15 protein-coding genes are annotated in these 13,535 nt (G+C 72.1%); 5 read left to right on the forward strand and 10 right to left on the reverse strand.

What is annotated here, in order from left to right:
• Window positions 1-11 precede the first annotated feature (11 nt).
• A complete protein-coding gene (locus tag AB0C38_RS27530; protein WP_360678427.1) occupies window positions 12-644 on the reverse strand; it encodes a response regulator transcription factor in 633 nt (210 codons plus the stop codon).
• Complete coding sequence (locus AB0C38_RS27535; RefSeq protein ID WP_360678429.1) at window positions 641-1,780, reverse strand: GAF domain-containing protein; 1,140 nt, start codon at window positions 1,778-1,780, stop codon at window positions 641-643. Before AB0C38_RS27535 ends, AB0C38_RS27530 begins: the two co-directional genes overlap by 4 nt.
• Window positions 1,781-1,864: 84 nt before the next feature.
• Here AB0C38_RS27535 and AB0C38_RS27540 point away from each other — a divergent pair, with 84 nt between their 5' ends.
• Window positions 1,865-4,600, forward strand: a complete 2,736-nt coding sequence (locus tag AB0C38_RS27540) for an FAD-binding and (Fe-S)-binding domain-containing protein (RefSeq protein ID WP_360678431.1) — start codon at window positions 1,865-1,867, stop codon at window positions 4,598-4,600.
• Here AB0C38_RS27540 and AB0C38_RS27545 read toward each other — a convergent pair whose 3' ends face one another.
• The 4 genes from AB0C38_RS27545 to AB0C38_RS27560 are packed head-to-tail and all read right to left on the reverse strand — an operon-like array spanning window position 4,601 to window position 7,140.
• Window positions 4,601-5,173 (reverse strand): TetR family transcriptional regulator, encoded by a 573-nt coding sequence (locus tag AB0C38_RS27545; RefSeq protein ID WP_360678433.1) that lies wholly within the window; start codon window positions 5,171-5,173, stop codon window positions 4,601-4,603. It lies immediately after the preceding gene.
• A gap of 38 nt (window positions 5,174-5,211) precedes the next feature.
• A complete protein-coding gene (locus AB0C38_RS27550; protein WP_360678435.1) occupies window positions 5,212-5,409 on the reverse strand; it encodes a ferredoxin in 198 nt (65 codons plus the stop codon).
• 10 nt (window positions 5,410-5,419) lie between these two features.
• Window positions 5,420-6,634: a cytochrome P450 gene (locus AB0C38_RS27555; RefSeq protein ID WP_360678437.1), complete on the reverse strand. Its 1,215-nt coding sequence runs from the start codon at window positions 6,632-6,634 to the stop codon at window positions 5,420-5,422.
• Entirely contained in the window at window positions 6,631-7,140 is a 510-nt protein-coding gene (locus AB0C38_RS27560; protein WP_360678440.1) for a PadR family transcriptional regulator, read from the reverse strand. The genes AB0C38_RS27555 and AB0C38_RS27560 overlap by 4 nt, the downstream gene beginning before the upstream one ends.
• A gap of 115 nt (window positions 7,141-7,255) precedes the next feature.
• Between AB0C38_RS27560 and AB0C38_RS27565 the strand changes: the two genes are divergently transcribed.
• Both AB0C38_RS27565 and AB0C38_RS27570 read left to right on the forward strand, forming a co-directional pair.
• A complete protein-coding gene (locus tag AB0C38_RS27565) occupies window positions 7,256-8,446 on the forward strand; it encodes a cytochrome P450 (protein ID WP_360678441.1) in 1,191 nt (396 codons plus the stop codon).
• A gap of 14 nt (window positions 8,447-8,460) precedes the next feature.
• Window positions 8,461-8,676 (forward strand): ferredoxin, encoded by a 216-nt coding sequence (locus AB0C38_RS27570; RefSeq protein ID WP_360678443.1) that lies wholly within the window; start codon window positions 8,461-8,463, stop codon window positions 8,674-8,676.
• Here the strand turns inward: AB0C38_RS27570 and mtnA are convergent.
• A complete protein-coding gene (gene mtnA, locus AB0C38_RS27575; protein ID WP_360678445.1) occupies window positions 8,673-9,638 on the reverse strand; it encodes an S-methyl-5-thioribose-1-phosphate isomerase in 966 nt (321 codons plus the stop codon). The two genes, AB0C38_RS27570 and mtnA, sit on opposite strands and share 4 nt — an antisense overlap.
• 47 nt (window positions 9,639-9,685) lie before the next feature.
• Here mtnA and AB0C38_RS27580 point away from each other — a divergent pair, with 47 nt between their 5' ends.
• On the forward strand, window positions 9,686-10,081 hold the full coding sequence (locus AB0C38_RS27580; RefSeq protein WP_360678447.1) for a Rid family hydrolase: 396 nt from the start codon (window positions 9,686-9,688) through the stop codon (window positions 10,079-10,081).
• A 67-nt stretch (window positions 10,082-10,148) separates the two neighbouring features.
• On the opposite strand, the gene AB0C38_RS27585 is transcribed toward AB0C38_RS27580, so the two are convergent.
• A complete protein-coding gene (locus tag AB0C38_RS27585; RefSeq protein ID WP_360678449.1) occupies window positions 10,149-10,943 on the reverse strand; it encodes a PIG-L family deacetylase in 795 nt (264 codons plus the stop codon).
• 75 nt (window positions 10,944-11,018) lie between these two features.
• Between AB0C38_RS27585 and AB0C38_RS27590 the strand changes: the two genes are divergently transcribed.
• Entirely contained in the window at window positions 11,019-11,501 is a 483-nt protein-coding gene (locus AB0C38_RS27590; protein WP_360678451.1) for a DinB family protein, read from the forward strand.
• Here AB0C38_RS27590 and AB0C38_RS27595 read toward each other — a convergent pair.
• Both AB0C38_RS27595 and AB0C38_RS27600 read right to left on the reverse strand, forming a co-directional pair.
• Entirely contained in the window at window positions 11,498-12,289 is a 792-nt protein-coding gene (locus AB0C38_RS27595) for a DNA-formamidopyrimidine glycosylase family protein (protein WP_360678453.1), read from the reverse strand. The two genes, AB0C38_RS27590 and AB0C38_RS27595, sit on opposite strands and share 4 nt — an antisense overlap.
• Before the next feature lie 37 nt (window positions 12,290-12,326).
• Window positions 12,327-13,514: a helix-turn-helix domain-containing protein gene (locus AB0C38_RS27600; RefSeq protein WP_360678455.1), complete on the reverse strand. Its 1,188-nt coding sequence runs from the start codon at window positions 13,512-13,514 to the stop codon at window positions 12,327-12,329.
• Between the last annotated feature and the right edge of the window lie 21 nt (window positions 13,515-13,535).

A 13,535-nucleotide genomic window follows, 5' to 3' on the forward strand; every position in this document is an offset into this window, starting at 1 on the left:
GAGGGACCATCTCACAACAGGCCGGCCTCGCTGGCCTTGCCGATCGCCTCGACGCGGTTGCGTGCCCCCAGCTTGTGCAGCGCCGACTGCAGGTACGTCTTCACCGTGTTGCGCGCGAGCCCCGTCGACTCGGCGATCTCCGGGTTCGTCTGCCCCTGCGCGGCCAGCCGCAGCACCTCGTACTCCCGGCGGGTCAGGCCGCTGCGGGCCAGCGCGTCCGACCGCCGCCCGGCGTCGGGCAGGATCCGCGGGTCGACGACGCGCTCGCCGCGCAGCACCCGCCGCAGCTCGGTCACCAGCTGCGCGCCGGCGGCGTCCTTGAGCAGGCAGCCGTGCGCCCCCGACTCCAGCGCGGCCAGCACGCCCTGGTGGTCGCCGTGCGCGGTGAACACGACGATCTTCCCGTCCGGGTGCACCCGCCGCAGCTCGGTGACGACCTCCGGCGCGAGCATGTCCGGCAGGCGCAGGTCGAGCAGGATCAGGTCCGGGGCCAGTGCCGCGACCCGCTCGATCGCCAGCCGCCCGGACTCCGCGGACCCGACCACGCTCAGGCAGGGGTCCGAGCGCAGCAGTAGCGTCACGCCGTCGCGGACCACCGGGTGGTCGTCGACGACGAACACGGTCGCGGATGTCGTGGGGGTCACGGCCGCACCAGCGGCACCCAGGCGCGCAGGGTGCAGCCGTCGTCGTCGTCGCGGACCAGGCTGACCCGGCCGCCGAGCCGGGCGGCGCGCCCGGACAGCGTGCGCAGGCCCATGCCCGTGCCGGGGACGACCCCGGCGCCGGTGCCGTCGTCCGCGACGACCACCTGGACCCCGTCGTCGCTGGGCAGCAGACTGACGATCACCGACGACGCCCGCGCGTGCTTCTCGACGTTGAGCAGCCCTTCGCGGACCGCGGCCACCAGCAGCGCGGTCCGTTCGGCGTCCAGCGGCGGCACCGCCGCGAGCTGCACGAACCGGGCCGGGACGCCGCAGCGCGCCTGGAACGAGCGGCAGTGCTCGGCCAGCTCGACCGGCAGCGCCCGCTCCGGGCTGGACTCCGACAGCGCCAGCAGCGACTCCCGCAAGGCGCCGGCCGCCGCCGAGACGTCTCCCTCCAGCCGGCGCAGCCGCGCCGCCAGGCCGGGGTTTCCGTGGACGTCCTCGTGCAGGTCGCGCACCTGGACGCCGATGGAGAACAGCAGCGCGCCGACGGAGTCGTGCAGCGCGCTCTGCATCCGCAGGCGTTCGCCCGCCACCGCGGCCGTGCGGTCGGTCTCGGCGACCTTCGCCAGCTGCAGCGCCGTCCCGGCCTGGCAGGCGACCTCTTCCATCCGCCGGACGGCGTCGTCGCCGAAGTCGGCGGGCTCGCGCATGGCCGCGTACGCGACGGCGACGGTCTCGCCGCGCGCGACGATCGGGACGGCGAGCATCGCGGCCAGGCCCTCCCCGCGCACCTGGGCGTCGAACTGGTGGGTGATCGTGGGCGAGCTGACGTAGTCGGCGACCCGCACCGGACGGCCCAGCGCCAGCACCCGCCCGCCGATGCCCTGGCCGACGGGCACTTCGAGGTCCTGCAGCGAGTCCGTCCGGGTGCCGGACATCCAGCGGATCACGGCGAGCCCCGGCTGGTCGAGCTCCGCGACGAAGCCGGCCTTCGCCCCGACCGTCTCCCGGACCAGGCGCGCGGTCCCGTGCAGCGCGGCGACGCGGTCGAGCGTGCCGAGCAGCTTTTCGCGCTCGCGCAGCAGCTCGCCCAGCACCGCGCTGTACTCGGCGACGTGCTCCTTTGCCGTCACGCGATCACGATGGCACACGGAGTGTGGTTTCGGACATACCCGGCTGGAGAGGTACGGCGGCCCTCCGTCGACTTGAATGGGGGAGTGGAGATCCTCACCGACGCCGCCACGCTCGCGCTGTACACGACCGACGCCTCCAACTACCGCCACGTGCCGCGAGGCGTGGTGCTGCCGGAGTCCGTCGACGACATCGTCGCCGCGGTCGCCGAGGCGCGCGCCCGCGACCTGCCGGTGATCGCGCGCGGCGGCGGCACGAGCGTCGCCGGGAACGCGTGCGGGCCGGGCCTGGTCATCGACACCTCGCGCCACGTCGGCGGGGTGCTCTCGCTGGACCCGGAGACCCGGCTCGCGCGGGTGCTGCCCGGGACCGTCCTCGACGACCTGCAGGCGGTCGCCGCGCCGCACGGGCTGCGGTTCGGCCCGGACCCGTCCACGCACAGCCGCTGCACGCTCGGCGGGATGATCGGCAACAACGCGTGCGGCTCGCACTCGGTGGCGTGGGGGCGCACGGTCGACGTCGTCCGCTCCCTGGACGTGCTGCTCTACGACGGCACGCGGTTGCGGGTGGGCCGCGACGAGCCCACCGAGGGCCGGATCTTCGACGAGCTGCGCGCGCTGGTGCGGGACAACCTGGCGTTGCTGCGCAAGGAACTTTCGACGTGGCCGCGGCGCGTGTCCGGCTACGGGCTCGAACACCTGTTGCCGGAGAACGGGTTCGACGTCGCCAGGGCGCTCGTCGGCTCGGAGGGCACCTGCGTCACGATCCTCGAAGCCACGGTCGAGCTGGCCAAGCTGCCTGCTCGTCGCGTGCTGGCGGTGCTCGGCTTCCCGTCCGACATCGCCGCGGCCGACGCCGTGCCGGCGATCCTGCCGTGGTCGCCGCTGACCGTCGAAGGCGTCGACGCCGAGCTCGTCGCGATGCTGCCGGGCCGCGCGAGTGACCTGCCGCCGGGCGGGGCCTGGCTGTTCGTCGAGCTCGCGGGCGACGACCCGGCCGAGCGGGCCCGCGCGCTCGCGGCGTCGCTCGACCTCACCGGGTTCGCGATCGTGGACGACCCGGCCGCGCAACGCGGGCTGTGGCGCATCCGCGAGGAGGGCGCGGGGCTCGCGACCCGGCTCGCGGACGGCTCGGAGGCCTGGCCGGGCTGGGAGGACGCGGCCGTCCCGCCCGAGCGGCTCGGCGCGTACCTGCGGGAGTTCAAGGAGCTGATGCGCTCGCACGGGCGTCGCAGCGTGGTCTACGGCCACTACGGCGAAGGCTGCCTGCACCTGCGGCTGGACTTCGACCTGCTTTCGACGTCGGGCGTCGCGGACTTCCGGCGGTTCCTGGAGGAGGCGGCGGACCTCGTCGCGGCGCACGGCGGTTCGCTGTCCGGCGAACACGGCGACGGTCAGGCGCGCTCCGAGCTGCTGTCCCGGATGTACAGCCCGGAGATGATGGACCTCTTCGGCCGGTTCAAGGCGATCTTCGACCCGGCCGGGCGGATGAACCCCGGCATCCTGGTGGCGCCGCGGCCGGTCGACGCCGATCTGCGGGTACGGGCCACGTCTGCGTCCTTTGAGGACAGTGTCTTCCTCGGTTACCCCGAGGATCGCGGGAGCTTCGGCCAGGCGATGCGGCGCTGCGTCGGCGTGGGCAAGTGCCGCAACACCAGCGGCGGCGGCGTGATGTGCCCGAGCTACCGGGCGACCCGCGAGGAGCAGCACTCGACGCGCGGGCGGGCGCACCTGCTGGCCGAAATGATCAACGGCGAGGTCATCAAGGACGGCTGGCGTTCGTCCGAAGTGCACGACGCCCTGGACTTGTGCCTGTCTTGCAAGGGATGCCTCTCGGACTGCCCGGTGGACGTCGACATGGCGACGTACAAGGCGGAGTTCCTGCACCAGCACTACCGGCGGCGGCTGCGCCCGGCGTCGCACTACTCGATGGGCTGGCTGCCGCTGTGGCTGCGGCTCAGTGCCCGCGCGCCGCGGCTCGCGAACGCCGTCGGACGCTCTCGGTTGGCGGGCTTGGTGAAACGGCTCGGCGGGATCGCGGCGGAACGCTCGCTGCCCACGTTCGCTCCATCGCCTTTCACGTCGTCGCGGGCGGATCTGCGGCGCCGGGCTTCGGGGGAGCGCCGCGTGGTGCTGTGGCCGGACTCGTTCAACAACTACCTGACGCCGTCCGTTTTGGACGCCGCCCACGAAGTACTGACCGCGGCGGGCTACGACGTCGTGCTGCCGGACCGCGGAGTCTGTTGTGGACTGACGTGGGTGTCGACGGGGCAGCTCGGTGTCGCGCGCCGCGTCTTGACGCGTACGTTGGACGTGCTCGCGCCGTACCTCGAAGAGGGCTACGAGGTGGCGGGGCTGGAACCGAGCTGCACGGCCCTGTTCCGCGGCGACCTGCCGGCGCTGCTGCCGGACGACGCGCGTGCCTCGTTGCTGGCTTCCCGGACGTTCACGTTCGCGGAACTGCTGGAGCGGGCCCCGATCCCGTTCGCGGCCCTGGACGTCGACGCGATCACGCAGGTGCACTGCCACCAGCACGCGGTGCTGGGGTTCGGCGCCGACGAGTCGGCGATGGCGGCGGCGGGGGTCCGCAACACGACGCTCGACTCGGGGTGCTGCGGCCTGGCGGGCAACTTCGGCTTCGAGCGCGGCCACTACGAGGTGTCGAAGGCGGTGGCAGAGGACCGGATGCTCCCGGCGATCCGCGAGGCTTCGCCGGAGACGGTGGTGGTGTCGGACGGCTTCAGCTGCCGGACGCAGATCGCCCAGGAGTCGGGCCGCACGGCGGTGCATCTCGCGGAGCTACTCCGGCGCGCGTTGCCCTGACTACTTGCTGCGCTCCAGCAGCGTCTTGGTCGCGGTGAGGACGAGCCGGCAGACGTCGTCGGGGTCGGCGCTGGCCAGTGGTTCCTTGCCGGCGACCTCGCGGACCAGCGCGATGCCCATGAGCCAGGCGAGGGCGAGATCGGCGCGCAGCCCGGCGTCCGGCGCGTCGGTCAGCGTGGCCAGCACCCGCGCGTACTCCTCGCCGATCTCCTGCCGGATCGCGGCCGCGGCGCCGTCGCTGCCCGAGGAGCGCAGGTAGGTTTCCAGCGTCCGGTTCCGCGGGCCCTCCGGCGCCAGCATGCTGCGCAGAGAAGCGCTGAAGAGCCGTTCGGGCGGCGTGGTGGCCAACTGCTCACGGCCGTTGCGGGCCACCACCGCCTCGAAGAGCGCTTCCTTGCTGCCGAAGTAGCGGAACAGCAGCGCTTGGTTGACTCCGGCCTCGCCCGCGATCTCGCGCACGGTCGTCCGGTCGAAGCCGCGCTCGGCGAACAGCTTCGCGGCGGCGTCCAGCAACGCCCGCTGCGACGCGGCCGCGTCCCGCCGCCGGCCGGCCTGTTCCGGCTGTGTACCCATCGGTGCAGGCTAACCCGGCAAACGGGACGCGGGCGCGCCTAGGCGCCGGAAAGGCGGATCGCGGCGGCCGGGCAGGTCAGCTCCGACTGCCGGACCGCCTCCTCCTCGCCGGCCGCCGGCTCCTCGGAGAGGAGGACGACGGTGCCGGTGTCTTCGTCCTGGTCGAACGTGCCCGGCGCGAGCAGCACGCACTGTCCGGACGCGACACAGCCGTCGGTGTCGGTGGTGATCTTCATCGGCCCCTCTTTACCAGGTCACGGGAACGGCGTCGACCCCGCCGGCGACACGGTTGACGCGCACCGGGATCTCGTCGATCCCGGTCGTCAGCCGCAGGCCGGGGAAGCGGCCGAACAGCTTGGGGAACACCGTCCGCAGCTCGGTGCGGGCGAGGTTGGCGCCGATGCAGACGTGCGCGCCGGTGCCGAAGGCGAGGTGGACGTTCGGTGTGCGGGCGGGGTCGAACTCGTCCGGGTCGGTGAACACCGTCGCGTCGCGGTTGGCCGCGTCGCTGGAGATCAGCACGGCGTCGCCGCGCAGGATCCGCGTCCCGGCGACCTCGACGTCCTCGTGGGCGTAGCGCAGCAGGCCGGTGCCGCTGGTCGCCGTCAGCCGCAGGATCTCCTCGACCGTCTGGTTCACCTCGCCCTCGGGGTCGGCTGCGAAGCGGTCGCGGCGGCTCGTGTCGCCGAGCAGGAACAGCGTGCCCATCGCGATCCGGGTGGACGTCGTCTCGTGGCCGGCGAACAGCAGGCCGGCGCCCATTCGGGCGAGGTCGTCGTCGGTGAACGTCGGGTCGTCGGCCTGGACCGCGACCATGTCGGAGATGACGTCCTCCTGCGGGTCCGCGCGCTTTTCGTCGGCCAGCTTCGTCATGTAGGCCTTGAACTCGGTCATCGCCGCTTGCGCGTCTTCGCCGCCGTTCATCATCGCGATCCGCTCGGACAGGCCGCGGAACTTCTCGCGGTCGGCGTACGGCACGCCGAGCAGCTCGCAGATCACCAGCACCGGCAAGGGGAACGCGAGGAAGTCGGTCAGGTCGACCGGTTCCCCGGGGTGGGCGTCGTGCGCGGCCTGCAGGTCGTCGAGGCAGCGGTCGGTCAGCTCGGCGATCCGGTCGCCGAGGGCGCGCATGCGGGGCGCGGAGAACGCGGGCGCGAGCATCCGGCGCATCCGCTTGTGCTCGGCTTCTTCGGTCTCGAAGTCGCCGCTCGGGCCGTCCTGGATCGCGGCGCCGGAGATCCGCGAAGCCTGCTCGGGCGCGGGGTGCGAACGGCCGAAGCGCTTGTCGCGGAAGATCTCCTTGGCCTCTTCGTACGACGTCACCAGCCACGCCGGGTCGCCGGCCGGGGTGAGCACCCGGCTGATCGGCGCCTGCCGGCGGAGCGCTTCGTAGTCCGGCGCGATCGCGAGCGCGTTCGCCCGGGCGAAGGGGAGGCGAGGCGTCTCTTCGGTGGTGGTCATGCGTCTCTCCTCAGTTCGGTTTCGAGGTCGGCGAGCCAGCGGAGCTCGGCGTCGAACTTCCCGAGCACGTGCTGCAGCGCCGCGCGGCCCCACGGGTCGGCCTGCCCGGCGGCGAGCCCGGCGACCCGGGCCTGTTCGGCGAGCAGCGCCTGCTTGCGGACGTCGAGCACGCGGGCGCGTTCGTCCCGGCTCAGCCGGGCGAAGTTCCCGACCCTGGCCAGGAACTCCGATTCGTTCAGCGCCAGCTCGCCGGGGAAGTCCGCGAGCATGTCGCGCAGCAGCTCCCGCCCGACATCGGTGATCGTGTAGACGTGCCGCGGCGGTTTGGCCTCCTGCTCCTCCGCGCTGCGGCTCACCGCGCCCGCGTCGACGAAGCGCCGCAGCGTCGGGTACAGCGAGTTGTTCGACAAGGTGTGGCCCGTCGAGGCCTCCACGGCCTTGCGCAGTTCGTAGCCGTGCATCGGTTCGCGGGCCAGCTTCGACAGCAAGAGGATCTCGATCCACACCTAGGTCACCGTAACCTAGTGGTCCGTGACTAAGCAATGGCGGACCGTGACAGGTGGTGAGAAACTGTGTAGCGTTGTAAGCAGCTGCTTACAACCGGAGTGAGGGGTTTCCCGCATGACAGTCGTCCACACCGAGCCGCTCTCGTACCCCTTCAACGAGGAGGCGGGGCTCGACCTCAACGAGGCCTACGCGGCCGCCCGCGAAGCCGAGGGCATGGTCCGGGTCAAGATGACCTACGGGGAGCCGGCGTGGCTGGCCACCCGCTACGCCGACGCCCGGCTGGTGCTCGGCGACCGCCGGTTCTCGCGGGCGATGGAGAAGGAGAAGGACGCGCCGCGCCGCTCGCCGATGCAGCGTGACGGCGGCATCCTGCAGATGGACCCGCCGGACCACACGCGGCTGCGGACGCTGGTGGCGAAGGCGTTCACGATGCGGCGCGTCGAGCTGCTGCGCCCGCGCGTCGCGTCGCTGGCGGCGGGGCTGATCGCGGACATGAAGGCCGCCGGCCCGCCCGCCGACCTCGTCGACCTCTACGCCCTGCCGATCCCGGTCGCGGTCATCTGCGAGCTGCTCGGCGTCCCGGTCGCCGACCGGCCGAAGTTCCGCGTCTGGAGCGACGCCGCGCTCTCCACCAGCGGCCTGACGCCCGAGGAGTTCGAGCGCAACCGCGAAGAGCTGCGCGACTACATGCGCGGGCTGATCGCGGAGCACCGCTCGCGGCCCCAGGACGACCTGATGACGGCGCTGATCGAGGCCCGCGACACCCGCGACCGGCTGACCGAGCTGGAGCTGGTCGACCTGTGCGTCGGCATCCTCGTCGCCGGGCACGAGACCACCGCGAGCCAGATCCCCAACTTCGTCTACGCGCTGCTCGACCAGCGTGGGCAGTGGGAGCGGCTGTGCGCCGACCCGGACCTGATCCCGGCCGCCGTCGAGGAGCTGCTGCGGTTCGTGCCGCTGGGCGCCGGCGCCGGGTTCGCGCGCTACGCCACCGAAGATGTCGAGGTCGGCGGCGTGCTCGTGCGGGCGGGGGAGCCGGTGCTGGTCGCGGTCGGCGCGGCCAACCGCGACCGGCTGCAGTTCGACGACGCGGAAGGCCTGCGGTTCGACCGCGACGACAACCACCACCTCGGCTTCGGGCACGGCGTCCACCACTGCCTGGGCGCGCCGCTGGCCCGGCTCGAGTTGCAGGAGGCGCTGCGCGCGTTGGTCACCGAGCTGCCGGGGCTGCACCTGGCCGGCGATATCGTGTGGAAGACGCAGATGCTCGTCCGCGGACCGCGGTCGATGCCGATCGGATGGTGACTCGGAAGGTGGCCATGAGCTGGCACGTGGAAGTCGACGAACACACCTGCATCGGTTCGGGGATGTGCGCCGCGCTGATGCCCGAGGTGTTCGTGCTGGACGGCGCGGTCGCGCACACGGTCACGTCGGACGTGGACGGTGACGAGACGGTGCTGGACGCGGCCGACTCCTGCCCGGCGATGGCGATCACGGTGACCGACGGCGGTCGCGAGATCGGCCCGCGTCCCTAGGGCTCGAAGCGGCCGTGCTCGGTGACCACGGCCGTGATGAGCTCGTGCGGGGTCACGTCGAACGCGGGGTTGAAGACCTGCGCGTCCGGTGGGGTGATCGGCACCCCGGCGTATTCGGTGAGCTCGCGGGCGTCGCGTTCCTCGATGGCGATGCCCGCGCCGTCCGCGAGCTTCCTGTCCACTGTGGACGACGGCGCGACCACGACGAACGGCACGCCGTGGTGCTTCGCGGCGATGGCCAGGCCGTAGGTGCCGATCTTGTTGGCGACGTCGCCGTTCGCGGCGATCCGGTCGGCGCCGACGAGCACGCAGTCGACCATCCCGCGCGCCATCGCCGCGGCCGCGGCGCCATCGGGCTGGACGCGGTAGGGGACGTTTTCCTGGGCCAGCTCCCACGCCGTCAGCCGGGCGCCCTGGAGGAGCGGGCGCGTCTCGTCGACGAGGACTTCTTCGACGAGCCCGCGTTCGTGCAGGTGCCAGACGACCCCGAGGGCGCTGCCCCAGCCGACGGTCGCGAGGCGCCCGGCGTTGCAGTGGCTCAGCAGCCGCAGCGGCCGGCGCGGGCATTCGGCGAGCACGATCCCGGCGGCGTGCTTCGAGGCGGCCTTGTTGAGTTCTTCGTCTTCGGTGAGGAGGCCCAGGGCTTCGTCGAGGACGGCTTCCGAGCCTTCGTGGAGCTTCTTCATCGCGCGCTCGACGCCCCAGGCGAGGTTCACGGCGGTGGGGCGGGCGTTGGCGATGAGCTCGGCGTCGACTTCGACGTTCTCGCTGGTCCGGGCGGCGAGGGCGACGCCGAGGGCCCCGGCGGCCCCGAGGGCGGGGGCTCCGCGGACGGCGAGGCGCTTGATGGCGTCGACGAGCTCACCGACGGTCCGCAGGTGCAGCAGCCGGTATTCGGCGGGCAGCGCGGTCTGGTCGATGATGACGATGGCGTCGTCGGCCCAGTCGATGGTCCTGCGCACGTGCCCTCCCTGGGATTTTCGCTTGCGTGCCCGGTGATGATGCGGTGGTGACGATCGAACGGAAGAACCCGCCCGGGCTGCACACACCACCGGGGTACCACCACGTGACAGTGGCAGATTCGAGCCGGACTGTGTACCTGGCCGGCCAGTGCCCGTTGACGGCGGACGGCTCGGTGGTCGAGGGGCTGCTTCCCCAGGTCGACCAGGTGGTGGCCAACACGGCGGCGGCGCTGGCTTTCGCGGGCGCTTCGCCGGCCGAGGTGGTGCGGACGGTGATCTACGTGGTGACGGAGGACCGTTCGGAGCTGTCGGCGGTGTGGGACCGGTTGGCGGGATCGGAGATCGGGGAGGCGTTCAGCTCGGCGAGCACGCTGCTGGGGGTGGCTCAGCTGGGGTTCCCGGGCCAGCTGGTGGAGCTGGACGTGACGGCCGCGCTGGACTGACGACGCCCCGCGCGAGAGGTCGGCCTGCCGGGCAAGGACGCTCGGCAGGCCATCAGCCACGTCGGCCCTACAGCCCGTCCATCAGGTCCGTCTCCGTGATCCCCGGCCCCTGCCCGACCCGGATGAACCACTCCGTCCCGAACGCGAAAGCGAACGCGTCGTCCGGCATGGCCAGCATGAACGTGTCCTCGCTGATCTGGCTCGGGTGGGCGCGCATCGCCGCGCGTTTCACCCCCACGTACTTCGACACGTCGACCGCCGCCGTGATCTCGGCCTCCGGTTTGCCGAACTCGACGTTCTCCGGTGGCTTCGGGGCCGCCTCCGGGGGCATCAGGCCCTGCTCCACCGCCGTTTCGAAGCCGCGTTGCATGAACTCGCGGTTGAACGTCGCCTGGAACACGCGCGGCGTGCCCGCCAGTTCCGCCGCCCGGAGCCCGACGCGGTGCACCTGGATGTGGTCCGGGTGGCCGTAGTCGCCGTTGTCGTCGTAGACCGTCAGGACGTCCGCGGACTCCTCGCGCAGGATCGCCGCCAGCTGCTCGGCCGCCTTCTCGACGTCCGCCCGCCAGAAGCACGCCGGCTCGTCGTTCGTCGGCTCGCCCATCATCCCGGAGTCGCGGTAGCCGAGGAACTCGACGCGTTCCACCCCGAGGATCTCGGCGGCCGCCTGCGACTCCTGCACGCGCCGCTCCCACAGTTGTTCGCCCTCGGCGAGAAAGCCCTCGGGGACCTCGCCGACCTCGCCCCGGGTGGCGACGACGAGCACGACGCGGTGCCCCTCGGCGACGGCCTTGGCCATCACCCCGGCGGTGCGCAGGCATTCGTCGTCCGGGTGGGCGTGGAAGGTGACCAGTGTTGCCATGTCTCCGACGCTACCGAACGCCACCGACAAAAACCGCCCGCCAAGGTGCGCTCCTGCCCGTTAGGGTCCGCGGTCGTGGCCGACGACGAGAAGCGCACGCTGCTGACTTTCCTGCACGCCCAGCGCGAAAGCGTCCTGGCGATCCTCGGCGGACTCGGCGAGGACGCCCTCACGACCCCGGTCCAGCCGGTCGGCTGGACCCCGCTCGGCATGGTCGAGCACCTCGGGTACGCCGAGCGGCACTGGTTCCAGGAGATCGTCACCGGGACCGCGGACCCGGTCGCGTGGCCGGACGACCACGAGCCGTTGACCACACCCCGATCCCCGGACGTCGTCTTCGCCTTCTACCGCGAGCAGTGCCGCCGGTCCGACGAGATCTTCGCCGCGACGCCGTTGTCGGCGGTGCCGGAGCTGCGCCACCCCACGCCGCTCGCGGACGACATCGCCGACCTGCGCGGGGTGGTCCTGCACATGATCGAGGAGACGGCCCGGCACGCCGGCCACCTGGACGTCGTCCGCGAGCTGATCGACGGCCGCACCGGGCTCGGGCCGCGCTAGGCCTGTTCCTTCGCGCACCACCAGGTCGACCGGCCGCCGACGGTGCCGTGTGCCATCTCCGCGCCGCAGCGGGGGCAGTGCCCGCCCGCCCGGCGGTGGCCGATGATCTCGCCCGTGTGCACGCCGCCGTGCCTGATCGCCGCGCGCAACGCCTTGCGGAGTGCCCGGTGGAGGTTCGCGAGGTCGTCGCCGCCCAGTTCGTGCACCGGGCGGGCCGGGCTCACCGCCGCTTGCCACAGGGTTTCGTCGGCCAGCAGGTTCCCGATCCCCGCCAGCACGGACTGGTCCAGCAGCCGCGCCTTCACCGGCGCCCGCCCCCGGCCGACGCGCGATCGGAAGTCCGCGCGCGACACCTCGCCGGCGTCCGGGCCGAGCGCGTCGAGGTCGGGGTCGAGCCGCACGCGGCCGAGCCGGCGGGTGTCGAACAGCCGCAGCTGTTCGCCGTCGGCGAAGGTGATGCCGAAGCGGAACCACTCGGGCTTCTCTTCGCGGTCGTAAGAGCGTCCGGGCGGCCCGCTCCGGCCGGCGAACCGCAGCTGCCCGGCCATCCCGAGGTGCAGGCCGAGGTTCGGGCCGGGCTGCCCGTCACCGTCTTCCGTTTCGCACCACAGCGTCTTGCCCCGCCGGTGCGCCTCGGTCAGCCGCCCGCCCCGCAACGCGCCGGCGATGTCCCCGGGCGCGTGCGGCCGGCAGACCCAGTCGTCGTGGTCGTCGACGTCGCGGATCTCGCGGCCGAGCGCGTCGGCGAGGACCTGGCGGGCGAGCTCCACTTCGGGCAGTTCCGGCACGCCGACCAGTCTGGCGGCTCCGGCGCCCGGCCGCAGGTCACTCCGGTCGCATCCACTCGTAGAGCCGGTGCCCGGGATCGGTGAGGTCCGGCGGCGCCACCGTCCGGTCGATGACGAACGCCCTCGCGACGAACCCGAAGTGCCGGTTGGTGCCGACGGTACGGCGCAGGTACGCCTGGTTCACCGGTCCGAGCACCGGATCGGTCAGGCACCGGGCCGCGGCCAGGGTGCCGCGGGCGTACATGCCGGCGCAGATCGTGATGGTGCGCCGCCGGTCGATCGGGTTGACGCCGCGGAAGAACAGGATCACGTCTTCGTGGAGGATGCGCGAGCCGTATTCGTCGCCGAGAACGGGGTTGAACCGCTGCGTCTCTTCCCCGTTGGCGACTTCCAGGCTGAGCCAATCCGTTTCCGGGAGGCGCGGCGACATCTTCACGGGCAGGTGCAGGGTGGAGAACATGTCGCGGGTCAGCATGTTGAAATCCGACCCGCCGATCACCACCAGGTGGCTGGAGTAGTCCGCGGGCTGCAGCTCGCTCGTCGTCGCGAATTTCACGTCGTGGTTCGGGTTCAGGGCACGAATGTGGCCGAACAGGTGGATCAGCGTGTCCGGATCGGTGTAAGTCAGCAGATCGACGTAGTCGGGATCCCGGGGGTCGCTCGTCGAGAAATTGTTGACCATCGACTCCGGGATCCGGCCGCAGGTGATCATCACCGGCTCGTCCGGCGGGAACCGCCAGATGTCGGGCACCTCCCCGTCCGCCGGAGCCGAAACGATGTCCGCGGGTTCCTCCGGCCGGCCGCCCACCGTCTTTTCCCAGGCGCTCGTCCACGCCGCCCGGTCGGCTTCGGGCAGCCCGAAAGCGTCCAGCAGGGCCAGGAGCAGATCCCGGCGCGGGGCGCGCCGGCCGGCCAGGACCCCGGCCACCGTGGAGCGAGGCAAGGTGTACCCGCGTTTCTCGCCGAGCCGTTCGATATCGCGCAGTGACGGATTCCCGGCGCGCACCCGGCATTGCCGGAGCAATTCGGCCAACTGGGTGAGCGTCGTGACCACGGACGGGTCAAGGTCACCGAATGGCCCGGGTCGGGAAAGAGGCATCTTGACATCGTGTCCCAAGTCGGCCGGTTTTGTCCCACATCGTCTCACCCCTTCGCGTTCGTCTCCGTGTGTCCGCGGATGTGGTGCGACAAGGCCTCGTGACTGTTCAATCGTCTCCTGGTACATCGGCCCTGTCGGGGGGTGGGC

Origin of the sequence: Amycolatopsis sp. NPDC048633 (genome assembly GCF_040650695.1) — a bacterium.
Taxonomy (GTDB): domain Bacteria; phylum Actinomycetota; class Actinomycetes; order Mycobacteriales; family Pseudonocardiaceae; genus Amycolatopsis.

Coding starts and splice junctions, on each gene's coding strand:
- AB0C38_RS27545 (WP_360678433.1), bottom strand. CDS start 5,173: ATGGGTACACAGCCGGAACAGGCCGGCCGGCGGCGGGACGCGGCCGCG.
- AB0C38_RS27550 (WP_360678435.1), bottom strand. CDS start 5,409: ATGAAGATCACCACCGACACCGACGGCTGTGTCGCGTCCGGACAGTGC.
- AB0C38_RS27555 (WP_360678437.1), bottom strand. CDS start 6,634: ATGACCACCACCGAAGAGACGCCTCGCCTCCCCTTCGCCCGGGCGAAC.
- AB0C38_RS27565 (WP_360678441.1), top strand. CDS start 7,256: ATGACAGTCGTCCACACCGAGCCGCTCTCGTACCCCTTCAACGAGGAG.
- AB0C38_RS27570 (WP_360678443.1), top strand. CDS start 8,461: ATGAGCTGGCACGTGGAAGTCGACGAACACACCTGCATCGGTTCGGGG.
- AB0C38_RS27585 (WP_360678449.1), bottom strand. CDS start 10,943: ATGGCAACACTGGTCACCTTCCACGCCCACCCGGACGACGAATGCCTG.
- AB0C38_RS27600 (WP_360678455.1), bottom strand. CDS start 13,514: ATGTACCAGGAGACGATTGAACAGTCACGAGGCCTTGTCGCACCACAT.